Consider the following 11780-nt stretch of genomic DNA (forward strand, 5'->3'; position numbering starts at 1 on the left):
TTATTGATGGTTGTGAAGCGTGAAGCTGACATCGAGACGGCCGGTCGGCACGTTCATCGTGTTGCGTGTGGGCGGATTACGGAAGGCGGCGAGGGCATCGCGCTGTGCTTGCGTGCCGATGCCGAGCGCATCGAGCAGATGGACGACGACCGCGTTCACCACGGCCGTATTGCCGTCCTCGACTTTCACCGCGATGCCGATCGGACCTGTCTCGCGGCGCACGCCGATCGCGTAACTCGCGTCCGCGCCGGTCTTGGCGACGAGCGCGCCGCCGAACGCCTGCATCAGTAGCGTGCAGAAGCGGGCTTCGCCCGCGACGAGTTCCGGATGCGACGTCATCGCGCGATGGACGCGTGCGAGCGGCGAGCCGTCCGGCGCGGCGGCGATGTTCATATAGAGCCGCGCGAGACGTTCGAGCGGGAAGGCGGGCGTCGGCAGATTGCAGCCGTCGATGGCCCATTGCACTTCGTCATCGGCGAGATCGACGGCGCGCGCCACCGTGCGCTTCACATGCGCCTGCAGCGGATGACCGGGCAAGTGGTAATCGGCGAGTGGCGCGTTCATCGCGCGCGCGCCCGCGAGCATGCCGGCGTGCTTGCCGGAGCAATTGCTGCAGACGGCGGTCGGCGTGAAATCGCGCCGGATCCAGTCCTTGTACACGGCGTCTGAAATCGGCGGATGGCCGCCGCAGCGCAGATCGCTTTCGCTCGCGTTCGACTTCGCGAGCATCGCGAGCGCGCGCTCGATATGACGCGGCTCGCTGCTGTGCGATCCGCACATCAGCGCGAGGTCCTCGTCGGTGAAGCCGAAGCGTTCGAGCGCGCCCGTTTCGATGACGGCGAGCGCCTGCGCGGGCTTCGCGGCCGAGCGCGGCAGCGTCACGCGGCGCGGATCGCCGAAAGAATGGATGAGGCGGCCATCGGCATCGACGACCGCGACATGCGCCGCGTGCGTGTTCTCGATGACATCGCCTCGATAGAGCGTGGCCGCGATCGTCATTTGTCGAGTCCGAGTTCGGTCCAGAGCGTATCGACGCGGCGCTTTACGGCTTCGTCCATGACGATCGGGCGGCCCCATTCGCGATTCGTTTCGCCGGGCCACTTGTTGGTCGCGTCGAGTCCCATCTTCGAGCCGAGACCCGCAACCGGCGACGCGAAATCGAGATAATCGATCGGCGTGCTGTCGACCATCACGGTGTCGCGCGTCGGATCGACCCGCGTCGTGATCGCCCAGATCACTTCCTTCCAGTCGCGCACGTTCACGTCTTCATCCACGACGACGATGAACTTCGTATACATGAATTGCCGCAGGAAGCTCCAGACGCCGAACATCACGCGCTTCGCGTGGCCGGGATAGCTCTTCTTCATCTGCACGATCGCCATGCGATAGCTGCAGCCCTCGGGCGGCAGATAGAAATCGGTGATCTCGGTGAACTGCTTCTGCAACAGCGGCACGAAGACTTCGTTCAGCGCGACGCCGAGCACGGCAGGCTCGTCCGGCGGTTTGCCTGTGTAGGTGGAATGGAACAGCGCGTCGCGGCGCATCGTGATCTTCTCGACGGTGAAGACCGGAAACCATTCCTGCTCGTTGTAATAGCCGGTGTGATCGCCGTACGGGCCTTCGAGCGCGTGCTCGTATTTCGCCGACGCCCCCGCCGACGGACGCGGCGGCGCGCCTGCGGGCGCGGGCGGCGGCGCGCCGTCTTGCGGATAGATGAAACCTTCGAGCACGATTTCCGCGCGTGCCGGCACCTGCAATGCATCGACGCCCGGCGTCAGGCATTTCGCGAGTTCGGTGCGCGATCCGCGCAGGAGACCGGCGAACTGATATTCGGACAACGAATCGGGCACGGGCGTCACTGCGCCGAGAATCGTCGCGGGATCGGCGCCGAGCACGACCGCCACGGGATACGGCTTGCCGGGATTCGCGAGCGCAAACTCACGGAAATCGAGCGCGCCGCCGCGATGCGCGAGCCAGCGCATGATGAGCTTGTTGCCCCCGATCAGCTGTTGCCGATAGATGCCGAGATTCTGACGCGGCTTGTTCGGCCCGCGCGTGACGGTGAGGCCCCAGGTGAGCAGCGGACCGGCGTCGCCGGGCCAGCATGTCTGGATCGGCAGCCGATTGAGATCGACGTCGTTGCCTTCCCACACGATTTCCTGACAGGGCGGCGCGCTGACCGACTTCGGCGCCATGTCCCACACGGCCTTCGCGAGCGAGAGCAGCTTGCCGGCATCCTTCAGGCCCTTCGGCGGCTCGGGCTCCTTGAGCGCGGAAAGCAGCCTGCCGACATCGCGCAACGAACTCAGCGCGGCGACGTCGCTGCCGAGACTCACATCGGAACCGCTTTGCGCGTCCGTCTCGATGCCCATGCCGAGCGCGACGCGCCGCGTCGTGCCGAACAGGTTCGCGAGCACGGGCATCGTGTAACCGGTGGGCGCTTCGAACAGCAGCGCCGGTCCGCCCGCGCGCAACACGCGATCGGAGACTTCGGTGATTTCGAGAACGGGAGAGACGGGCTGCCGAATGCGGCGGAGTTCACCGAGCGCTTCAAGGCGGGCGGTGAAGTCGCGCAGATCTTTGTATTTCATCGATGGTCGGAAGTGGACTCGAAGGCGCCCGGAGGCAGAACTCCCCGGGCGGGACGGCTGCGCGCTAAGCGATTGTCGATTTTACCTGCGTCGGCGTCCGTGCGTTGGGCGACATTCAGCGAAAACCGCTTGGAATCGCCCGGGAGACGTGGTTCTCGGCTGCTGAACACTGTTCAATATAACTATAAGTAATTGAAACCAAAGTCTATAGCATTGACGGATCATTAAACCCTGTTAGAATCGCTTGGCATCCATTGCAGGTTTTGAAACTTTTTACCTTAGCCTCAGGTCTGTCAGACGCCAATGCGTCGCCTGCGCCGCTCCTGCCCGGCGATTCATGGCTGTTGGTTGTCATTGCCGGCGTTTCGCACGCCGGTTTTTCGCGTGGAAAGCCACGTGCGCGTTCAGGGCATGCAGTTCGTGCCGCGCAACCCGGCGGATTTTTGCCGGATCGGCTTTTCAGACGGCGCTTGCCGTATCCCCGATGCCGCTGACGCTTACCGAGAGTGAGCGGTGTCTGATTTGTCTCTCGAGTACGTGCTTCATTCGTATTCATCTGCGCAAATCATGCAACATTGGGAGTATCGATGAATGCTTCGGTTTGGTGGGGTTCCGACTCCCGCGCCGCGCAGGTTGTGCGCGTAGCGCTACGTCGCGGACGCCGTTTGAGTCACCATCTCTTCGCCGTGGTCGGTTGCGCGGCCGTTGTCAGTGCGCTCGCGCTCTGGCTGGCGCCTTCCTGGCGCACGACGTTCGCCGCAAAGATCATGCCGTTCGTGTCGGCCGCGGTCCAGGCCGGTCCGGCGCGTTTGCTCGCCGGCCAGCCGCTGCCGCCGTTCTCGGCGGTGCATCGCGCGCCCGGCGACGCCGCGCTGCCCGTGAACGTGGCCGCTAACACGGCGGCGCCCGAAATTGCCAAGGCGCCGGCCGCCGTGACCCCGTCGCTCGGCGCGGCGGCCAGCGACGACGCCAGCACCCGTCAGCTCACCGGCGGCATCAGCCTGGCCGTGTCGCCCAACGGGCTCGATCCGCGCACGATGCCGTCCGTCGGCATGCTGGCGAACCTGATTCCTGCGCAACGCGTCGTCGCGGATGCGCGCGATGACCGCGTGCTCGTCTCGGCGCGTGAGCAGAAGCTCGTCGCGAATTTCATCGCGCGTCGCTATCGCGTGGCGCAAGAGCCGGTCACGGAACTCGTGCGCGCCGCGTTCGATACGGGTCGCGAAGTCGGCCTCGATCCGCTGCTGCTGCTTTCGGTGATGGCGATCGAATCGGGCTTCAATCCGTATGCGGAAAGCGGCGTCGGCGCGCAGGGCCTCATGCAGGTCATGTCGAAGGTGCATTCCGACAAATTCGAGTACTTCGGCGGCTCGCACGCGGCGCTCGATCCGCTCGCGAACATCAAGGTCGGCGCGCTCGTGCTGAAGGATTGCATCGCGCGCGGCGGCTCGGTGGCGGGCGGCTTGCGCTACTACGTCGGCTCGACGACGCAGGACGACGGCGGTTACGGCGCGAAGGTGCTGGCCGAGCGCTCGCGTCTGCGCGATGTCGCGCGCGGCCGCAATGTGCCGATCAACGCGCCGCAGGCGCCGGTCCAGGCCGCGCCGAAGCAGGTTCTCGCCTCGACGTCCGCGGACAAACGCGTTCACGCGACGATCGAATCGCCGAAGAAATCGCAGGACGATGGCGACGGGGAGACGAAGCACGTCGCATCGGCGGAGCTGGGCGCGTAAGGCTTTCGGCAGACGTAAAAAGGAAAGGGCACCCGCGGGTGCCCTTTTTGTTGCGTGTGCCGTCGCGATTATCGACGGAACAGCGTGCCCAGTCGCTGGACCGCTTCTTCCAGCTTCGCCTGCGACGTCGCATACGACAGCCGGATGTAGCGCTGCGGCGCGTGAAAACCGAAATCCGCGCCCGGCACGAGCACGACGCCCGCGTCGTGGAGCATCGAATGCGTGAGCGCATCGCTGTCGCCGGCGGCGGGGTGGTGAACCGTCGTCGTGTCGGCGTAGACGTAGAACGCGCCGTCCGGCACGACCGGCACGCCGAAACCGAGCGAGCGCAGCGCCGGCACGATGTAATCGCGACGCCGCTTGAACTCCAGTCGCCGTGCTTCGTAGATCCCGATCGTCTCCGGCTCGAAGCACGCGAGCGCCGCATGCTGCGCGAGCGCCGACGCGCAGATGAACAGATTCTGCGACAGCTTTTCTACCGCGCTGACCATCGCGTGCGGCACGACGAGCCAGCCGAGCCGCCAGCCGGTCATGTTGAAGTACTTCGAGAAGCTGTTCACGGTGACGACGTCGTCGCCGAAGGAGAGCGCGGACACGGGTTTCGCGTCGTAACTCAGGCCCTGGTAAATCTCGTCGACGATCGTGAAGCCGCCGCGCGCGCGCACCGTGTCGACGATGCGCCGCAGTTCGTCCGGCTCGATCGACGTGCCCGTCGGATTCGATGGCGACGCGAGCAGCACGCCGCGCGTCTTCTCGCTCCAGTTCTCCTCGACATGCTCGGCCGTCAACTGGAAGCGCTCGGCCGGGCCGCTCGCGATGAGCACCGGCTTGCCATCCGCCGCCGACACGAAATGCCGGTTGCACGGATAGCATGGATCGGGCATCAGGACTTCGTCGCCGTTATCGACGAGCGCCATGCACGCCAGCAGCAGCGCCGCCGACGCGCCCGCCGTCACGACGATCCGCTCGGGGTCGACGGCCAGGCCGAAGGTATCGCGATAATGCTGCGAAATCGCCTCGCGCAGCGCGTGGATGCCGAGCGCGTTGGTGTACTGCGTCACGCCGCGCTTCAGGGCATCGGCGGCGGCGTTCGTGACCGGCTCCGGCGCGGTGAAATCCGGCTCGCCGATGCTCATGTGGATGATGTCGCGGCCCGCGCGCTCGAGCGCCTGCGCCTCTTTCATCAGCTCCATCACGTAGAACGGCTCGATTGCGTCGACGCGCGACGCCAGCCGCACGAGCGGTTCGGCTGTCTGGTTCATTTATGCTCCGCGGCCGCGCGCCTGCGCTTCGGTGGGCCGCATCACGACGGCGAGCTTGTCCAGCACGCCATTGACGTACTTGTAGCCGTCCGAGCCGCCGAAAGTTTTCGTCAACTCGACTGCTTCGTTGATGACGACGCGATACGGCACGTCGATGTGATGCTTGAACTCGAAGGCGGCAACCAGCAGCACCGCGCGCTCGACCGGCGACAGCTGCTCGATCGGACGATCGAGGCACGGCTGCAACTCGGCCGACAGCGCGTCGGATTCCTTGATCACGCCGTGCAGGATCGCATCGAGATGATCCTTATCGGCCTTGTCGAAACCTTGAGAATTGCGCAACTGCGCGTCGATTTCGCCGGCGGGCGCGCCCGACAGCAACCACTGGTAAAGCCCTTGCGTCGCGAGTTCGCGCGAACGGCGTCGTGCGCTCTTCATGCGCGGTCCTCGTCTTCTTCGTCTTCGTCTTCATCGTCGCCGCCGAGCTGCTCGAGCGCGACGGACAGATTCGCCATTTCGACCGCCACGCGCGCGGCGTCGCGACCCTTTTCGGTCATGCGGGCGACGGCTTGCTCGTCGTTCTCGGTCGTCAGCACGGCGTTCGCAACCGGAATGCCGAAGTCGAGCGCGATGCGCGAGATGCCCGAGCCGCTTTCGTTCGACACGAGCTCGAAGTGATACGTCTCGCCGCGCACGACGGCGCCGAGCGCGATCAGCGCGTCGAACTGGCCGGATTCCGCGAGCTTTTGCAGCGCGAGCGGAATTTCGAGCGCGCCGGGCACCGTGACGAGCAGCACGTCCTGGCCGATCACGCCGAGGCGTTCCAGCTCCTCGATGCAGGCGTCGGCGAGGCCGTTGCACACCGGTTCGTTGAAGCGCGACTGCACGATGCCGATGCGCAGGCCGTCACCGTCGAGGTTCGGCTGGTATTGTCCGATTTCCATGAATGATTTCCGTTGGTTCAGATTGGGTTTGGCGTTCAGGCCGAGCGCAACTGCGTGATGCTCGTATCGGCGGGCGCGGCGGTGGCGGGGCAGCCGGGCATCGGCACGAAGCCTGTCACTTCCAGGCCGTAGCCCGACATGCTGCCGAGCTTGCGCGGATTCGCGAGCACTTCCATCTTGCCGACGCCGATATCGCGCAGAATTTGCGCGCCGATGCCGTAGGTCTTGAAGTCGATCGGGCGGCGCTTGAGTTCCGCCGCCTTGTCCTTCTGGTCGAACGCGCGGAACACGTCGACGAGATGTTCCTTCGTGTCGCCGCAATTGAGCATGACGATCGCGCCGAGATCGCGCGCGGCGATTTCCTTCATCGCGGCGTCGATGGTCCAAGAGTGCGTCGACGAGTCGATTTCGAGCAGATCCAGCACGGAGAGCGGTTCGTGCACGCGCACCGGCGTGTCGCGATCCGGACGCGGCGTGCCGCGCACGAGCGCGATGTGCGGGGAACCGGTGGGCTCGTCGCGATACAGCAGCGCGCGGAACGGACCGTGCGCGGTCTGCATCGTCCGCTCGCAGACTTTCTCGATGATCGATTCGGTGCGGCTGCGGTAGTGGATCAGATCGGCGATGGTGCCGATCATGATGCCGTGCTGCTGGCCGAACTCGATGAGGTCGGGCAGACGCGCCATTTCGCCGTCGTCCTTGATGATCTCGCAGATCACCGCGGCGGGCGTGAGACCCGCGAGCGCGGTCAGGTCGCAGCCGGCTTCCGTATGGCCCGCACGCACGAGCACGCCGCCCGGCTGCGCCATGATCGGGAAGACGTGGCCCGGCTGAACGATGTGCTCGGCGCGCGCATCGTGCGCGACGGCCGCGGCGATGGTTTTCGCGCGGTCGGCGGCCGAGATGCCGGTCGTCACGCCCTCGGCGGCTTCGATGCTCACCGTGAACGCCGTGCCGTACTGCGTGCCGTTGCGATGCGTCATGAGCGGCAGGTTCAACTGCTTGCAGCGTTCCTGCGTGAGCGTGAGGCAAATGAGGCCGCGGCCGTGCTTCGCCATGAAGTTGATCGCTTCGGGCGTGACGAATTCGGCGGCGACGACGAGATCGCCTTCATTCTCGCGGTCTTCTTCGTCGACGAGGATCACCATCCGGCCGGCTTTCAGTTCAGCGATGATCTCAGGAGTGGAGGCGAGCGACATGATGACGTCCCGAGCGGGCTCTGATTTGGGGAAAGCGCGTATTTTACGCCACGGCTGGTGGAGCGTCGGGGAAATCGACTCTCTTCGAGAGGTGGAGGTTTCCTAAGCCATTCGGACGAATGGCGCGACGGGCAAGCGTTTGGGAAACTGTCCTCACTGTAACTTTAAAGCGGATGGATTTTGTACAATGTTGTGTACATTAAACTTAATGGGGCCGAACATGGCTTATAGGGCAAGGGACATCATTCCGCTGTCTCAGGCGCGTGCAAATCTCTCTGAACTCGTCGACGAGGTTCGCGGCGGCAATGAAAAGATCATCACGAAGAACGGAGAAAGCTATGCCGCGTTGATCAGCGCGGAAAAGCTCGAAGCGTTCTACCGCATGGAGAGGTCCCGCATTCATCTGGTGCTGCTGAACGACGCGTTGACCGCTCTGAAGAGCCTCGACAAGCACGAAACGGAAGATGCCGACGAGTACTTCATCCGTCTGAAAGCGCGTCTGGGAGCGCCGCAAACCGATGACGGAGAGTCGGACCGTGAATGATGAACGCAAGCGCACGACCATCCGAATCTCGAGCGAATTCAATGCCCGACTCACGGATATCGAGCGCTACTGGAACCGCGTTGACCGGCCTGAAAGCTTCCTTCGGCTAGTCGAGGCGATCGAAAAGAAGGTCGTACCGGTGCTTCGGCGCTTTCCGGCTCTTGGACGACGCCTTCTCAATTCGAAGCCGGATACGGTCGATGCTTTGCTGACGATCGAGGAGATCGTGGACGTCACGAAGTCGGGCGCGCCTCATCAAGGCGAGCTACACGAACATCTGTTCGATGACTACGTGCTGCTCTATCTGTTGTCCGGTGACACGATCACTTTCTTGTCGCTCCGGCACATGAAAGAGACTTCCTCCGAATTCAGGGATCTGTGGGGTCCGGAGCGCTAGGTCAGGACAACGCGAGCATTCACCCCGCACTCATCATCCGCTCCACATACCGCGCGATCAGATCGATCTCCAGATTGACCTTCGCGCCTTTGGCAAGGGCCTTGAGCGTCGTCACTTCGACGGTATGCGGAATCAGATTGATGGAAAACTCGCAGCCGTCGGCGCTGTCGCTGACGGAATTCACCGTGAGGCTCACCCCGTTCACCGTCACCGAGCCCTTGTAAGCCAGGTACTTGCCGATATCCTTCGGCGCCACGATGCGCAATTCGTGCGATTCGCCCACCGGCTCGAACTTCGACACGACGCCCAGCCCATCGACGTGACCGGATACGAGGTGCCCGCCAAGCCGGTCGTGCGCGCGCAACGCCTTTTCCAGATTCACGCCGGCGCCCGCATCGCCGAGTCCGACGGTCTTGTTGAGACTCTCGCGCGACACTTCGACGTCGAACGTGCCGGCCGATTTCTCGACAACCGTCATGCACGCGCCCTGAATCGCGATGCTGTCGCCGAGCTCGACGTCGGCGAGATCGAGATCGCCCGCGGTGACCGTCAGACGCACGCCCGCTTCCGGCTCGGCACCGAGCGGCGTGACTTTTTCGATTCGGCCCACGGCCGCGACAATTCCTGTGAACATCGGTCGGATTCCTCGATTCGGTGCTGGGTCAGCTCGCCACGTTGGCTTCGGCAAAACGCGCAAGTATGCGCAGATCGTCGCCGAGCCGGTCGATGCGATGAAATTTCAGATGCGGCCGCGCATCCAGCGTGTCGGGCGGCGCGAAGTCGAACATGCCGGGCGCGCTGCCGAGCAGGCTCGGCGCGAGATAGATCAGCAGTTCGTCGACGCAGCCTTCGCGCAGCAGCGAGCCGTTCAGCTTGTGGCCCGCTTCGACATGCAATTCGTTGATGCCGCGATCGGCGAGCGCCGTGAGCATCGCGGGCAGATCGACCTTGCCGTACTCGTTCGACAGCTCGATCAGATCCGCGCCTTTCTCGCGCAACGCGTCGATGCGCGCCGGATCGGCGTCGGCGGAATGGAAAATCCAGGGCGGCGCGCCGTCGAGGATGCGCGCGTGCATCGGCACATCCAGCCGGCTGTCGATCAGCACGCGTTGCGGCTGGCGCGGCGTGTCGACCGCGCGCACGGTCAGTTGCGGATCGTCCTCGCGCACCGTGCCGATTCCCGTGAGAATCGCGCAGGCGCGGGCGCGCCACGCGTGGCCGTCGGCGCGCGCGTCTTCGCCCGTGATCCACTGACTCTCGCCCGTCGGCAAACCGGTACGGCCGTCCAGCGTGGCCGCAACCTTCATTCGCACCCACGGACGGCGGCGCGTCATACGCGACACGAAGCCGATGTTCATCTCGTGCGCCTCGTTCGCGAGCAGTCCGCAACGCACGTCGATGCCGGCGTCGCGCAGCATCGTCAAGCCGCGGCCGGACACCGACGGGTTCGGATCTTCCATCGCGGCGATTACTTTCTCGACGCGCGCATCGATGAGCGCATGCGCGCACGGCGGCGTGCGGCCGAAGTGACTGCACGGTTCCAGCGACACATACGCGGTCGCGCCGCGCGGATCCTTGCCGCGCGAACGGGCGTCCTTCAGCGCCTGCACTTCGGCGTGATCCTGGCCGGCCGGCTGCGTGTAGCCCATGCCGATCACTTCGCCGTTCTTGACGAGCACGCAGCCGACGCGCGGATTCGGCGTCGTCGTGTACATGCCCTTCGAGGCGAGCGCGAGCGCGCGCTCCATGTGCGTGAAGTCGGTTTGCGAGAACATCGGCGCGGCCCGGAAACGTCAGGCGGCGAGCGACGCGAACGCGCCGCGCGCCGCGTCGATCGTCGCGTCGATGATCGCGTCGTCGTGCGCGCTCGACACGAAGCCCGCTTCGAACGCGGACGGCGCGAAGTACACGCCGGCATCGAGCATCGCGTGAAAGAACGCATTGAAGCGCCTCGTGTCGCCTTGCTGGATCTGCGCGAAGCTGCCCGGCACGCTGTCCATGAAATACAGGCCGAACATGCCGCCGATCGAATCGGCGGAGAAGGGCACCTTCGCGTCGCGGGCGGCGCCGGTGAGGCCGTCGACGAGCTTGCGCGTCTGCTTGGCGAGATCGTCGTAGAAACCGGGACGCTGGATCAGTTGCAGCGTCTTCAGGCCCGCGGCCACCGCGATCGGATTGCCCGACAGCGTGCCCGCCTGATAGACGCCGCCGAGCGGCGCGAGATGAGCCATGATGTCGCGGCGTCCACCGAACGCGGCCGCCGGCATGCCGCCGCCGATGACCTTGCCGAGACAGGTGAGATCGGGCTTGATGCCGTAGACCTGCTGCGCGCCGCCGAGCGCCACGCGAAAGCCGCACATGACTTCGTCGAAGATCAGCACGGAGCCGTATTCGTTGCAGCGTTCGCGCAGCGCGTTGAGAAACTCGGGCGTCGCGCGCACGAGATTCATGTTGCCCGCGACCGGCTCGACGATCACCGACGCGATTTCCGGCCCGAATGCCTTGAACGCCTCGTTCAATTGCTCGACGTTGTTGTACTCGAGCACGGTCGTGTGCTTCGCGATGTCGGCGGGCACGCCGGCGGAAGTGGGATTCCCGAACGTGAGCAGACCGGAGCCGGCTTTGACGAGCAGGCTGTCCGCGTGCCCGTGATAGCAACCTTCGAACTTGACGATGCGGCTGCGGTTCGTGAAGCCGCGCGCGAGGCGCAATGCGCTCATCGTCGCTTCGGTGCCGGATGACACCATCCGCACCTGTTCGATCGACGGCACGAGCTTGCAGATTTCCTCGGCGATTTCGATTTCGGCTTCGGTCGGCGCGCCGAACGAGAAGCCGTTCGCGAGCACGCGTTGTACGGCGCCGAGCACTTCCGGATGGACATGGCCGAGAATCATCGGGCCCCACGAGCCGATGTAGTCGATATAGCGCTTGCCATCCGCATCCCAGAAATACGCGCCTTCTGCGCGCTCGATGAAGCGCGGCGTGCCGCCGACCGAGCGGAACGCCCGCACCGGCGAGTTCACGCCGCCGGGAATGGTTCGCTGCGCGCGTTCGAAGAGAGCTTGATTCTTGGACATGGATGGAAGCCTGCACTGAAAAGTGGATGCGGG

Annotated in this window: 12 protein-coding genes; 3 read left to right on the top strand and 9 right to left on the bottom strand. The window is 64.7% G+C overall.

Going from position 1 to position 11780, the window contains the following annotated elements:
• Both NCS02_RS04260 and NCS02_RS04265 read right to left on the bottom strand, forming a co-directional pair.
• Complete coding sequence (locus tag NCS02_RS04260) at positions 1–999, bottom strand: asparaginase (protein ID WP_244807809.1); 999 nt, start codon at positions 997–999, stop codon at positions 1–3.
• A complete protein-coding gene (locus tag NCS02_RS04265) occupies positions 996–2591 on the bottom strand; it encodes a UbiD family decarboxylase (protein ID WP_244807810.1) in 1596 nt (531 codons plus the stop codon). Before NCS02_RS04265 ends, NCS02_RS04260 begins: the two co-directional genes overlap by 4 nt.
• Positions 2592–3178: 587 nt before the next feature.
• Here NCS02_RS04265 and NCS02_RS04270 point away from each other — a divergent pair.
• Positions 3179–4324, top strand: a complete 1146-nt coding sequence (locus NCS02_RS04270; RefSeq protein ID WP_033536678.1) for a lytic transglycosylase domain-containing protein — start codon at positions 3179–3181, stop codon at positions 4322–4324.
• Positions 4325–4392: 68 nt separating this feature from the next.
• Here the strand turns inward: NCS02_RS04270 and NCS02_RS04275 are convergent, their stop codons facing one another.
• The 4 genes from NCS02_RS04275 to ribBA are packed head-to-tail and all read right to left on the bottom strand — an operon-like array spanning position 4393 to position 7729.
• On the bottom strand, positions 4393–5586 hold the full coding sequence (locus tag NCS02_RS04275) for a pyridoxal phosphate-dependent aminotransferase (protein ID WP_008350867.1): 1194 nt from the start codon (positions 5584–5586) through the stop codon (positions 4393–4395).
• Positions 5587–6024, bottom strand: a complete 438-nt coding sequence (nusB, locus tag NCS02_RS04280; RefSeq protein WP_008350865.1) for a transcription antitermination factor NusB — start codon at positions 6022–6024, stop codon at positions 5587–5589.
• Positions 6021–6530 carry a 6,7-dimethyl-8-ribityllumazine synthase gene (ribH, locus tag NCS02_RS04285; protein WP_008350863.1) on the bottom strand — a complete coding sequence of 170 codons (510 nt, stop codon included), beginning with the start codon at positions 6528–6530 and terminating at the stop codon, positions 6021–6023. Before ribH ends, nusB begins: the two co-directional genes overlap by 4 nt.
• A 35-nt stretch (positions 6531–6565) precedes the next feature.
• Complete coding sequence (gene ribBA / locus NCS02_RS04290) at positions 6566–7729, bottom strand: bifunctional 3,4-dihydroxy-2-butanone-4-phosphate synthase/GTP cyclohydrolase II (protein WP_033536677.1); 1164 nt, start codon at positions 7727–7729, stop codon at positions 6566–6568.
• A 208-nt stretch (positions 7730–7937) separates the two neighbouring features.
• Between ribBA and NCS02_RS04295 the strand changes: the two genes are divergently transcribed.
• A complete protein-coding gene (locus NCS02_RS04295; RefSeq protein WP_502800863.1) occupies positions 7938–8273 on the top strand; it encodes a type II toxin-antitoxin system Phd/YefM family antitoxin in 336 nt (111 codons plus the stop codon).
• Complete coding sequence (locus NCS02_RS04300; RefSeq protein ID WP_244807812.1) at positions 8266–8670, top strand: hypothetical protein; 405 nt, start codon at positions 8266–8268, stop codon at positions 8668–8670. Before NCS02_RS04295 ends, NCS02_RS04300 begins: the two co-directional genes overlap by 8 nt.
• A 19-nt stretch (positions 8671–8689) precedes the next feature.
• On the opposite strand, the gene NCS02_RS04305 is transcribed toward NCS02_RS04300, so the two are convergent.
• From NCS02_RS04305 to hemL, 3 genes are read right to left on the bottom strand one after another with little or no spacing between them, the layout of a single operon-like run.
• Entirely contained in the window at positions 8690–9304 is a 615-nt protein-coding gene (locus NCS02_RS04305; protein WP_244807813.1) for a riboflavin synthase, read from the bottom strand.
• Between the two features lie 28 nt (positions 9305–9332).
• Positions 9333–10445 carry a bifunctional diaminohydroxyphosphoribosylaminopyrimidine deaminase/5-amino-6-(5-phosphoribosylamino)uracil reductase RibD gene (gene ribD / locus NCS02_RS04310; protein ID WP_034471322.1) on the bottom strand — a complete coding sequence of 371 codons (1113 nt, stop codon included), beginning with the start codon at positions 10443–10445 and terminating at the stop codon, positions 9333–9335.
• Positions 10446–10463: 18 nt separating this feature from the next.
• The gene (gene hemL / locus NCS02_RS04315) at positions 10464–11747 is read right to left on the bottom strand and encodes a glutamate-1-semialdehyde 2,1-aminomutase (RefSeq protein WP_008350851.1); all 1284 of its coding nucleotides are present in this window, start codon (positions 11745–11747) and stop codon (positions 10464–10466) included.
• Between the last annotated feature and the right edge of the window lie 33 nt (positions 11748–11780).

The sequence above is a fragment of the Caballeronia sp. NCF2 genome (genome assembly GCF_023631205.1).
Classification (GTDB): domain Bacteria; phylum Pseudomonadota; class Gammaproteobacteria; order Burkholderiales; family Burkholderiaceae; genus Caballeronia; species Caballeronia zhejiangensis.

Coding starts and splice junctions, on each gene's coding strand:
- NCS02_RS04295 (WP_502800863.1), top strand. CDS start 7,938: ATGGGGCCGAACATGGCTTATAGGGCAAGGGACATCATTCCGCTGTCT.
- NCS02_RS04265 (WP_244807810.1), bottom strand. CDS start 2,591: ATGAAATACAAAGATCTGCGCGACTTCACCGCCCGCCTTGAAGCGCTC.
- NCS02_RS04305 (WP_244807813.1), bottom strand. CDS start 9,304: ATGTTCACAGGAATTGTCGCGGCCGTGGGCCGAATCGAAAAAGTCACG.
- nusB (WP_008350865.1), bottom strand. CDS start 6,024: ATGAAGAGCGCACGACGCCGTTCGCGCGAACTCGCGACGCAAGGGCTT.
- ribD (WP_034471322.1), bottom strand. CDS start 10,445: ATGTTCTCGCAAACCGACTTCACGCACATGGAGCGCGCGCTCGCGCTC.
- ribH (WP_008350863.1), bottom strand. CDS start 6,530: ATGGAAATCGGACAATACCAGCCGAACCTCGACGGTGACGGCCTGCGC.
- NCS02_RS04270 (WP_033536678.1), top strand. CDS start 3,179: ATGAATGCTTCGGTTTGGTGGGGTTCCGACTCCCGCGCCGCGCAGGTT.
- hemL (WP_008350851.1), bottom strand. CDS start 11,747: ATGTCCAAGAATCAAGCTCTCTTCGAACGCGCGCAGCGAACCATTCCC.
- NCS02_RS04260 (WP_244807809.1), bottom strand. CDS start 999: ATGACGATCGCGGCCACGCTCTATCGAGGCGATGTCATCGAGAACACG.
- ribBA (WP_033536677.1), bottom strand. CDS start 7,729: ATGTCGCTCGCCTCCACTCCTGAGATCATCGCTGAACTGAAAGCCGGC.
- NCS02_RS04275 (WP_008350867.1), bottom strand. CDS start 5,586: ATGAACCAGACAGCCGAACCGCTCGTGCGGCTGGCGTCGCGCGTCGAC.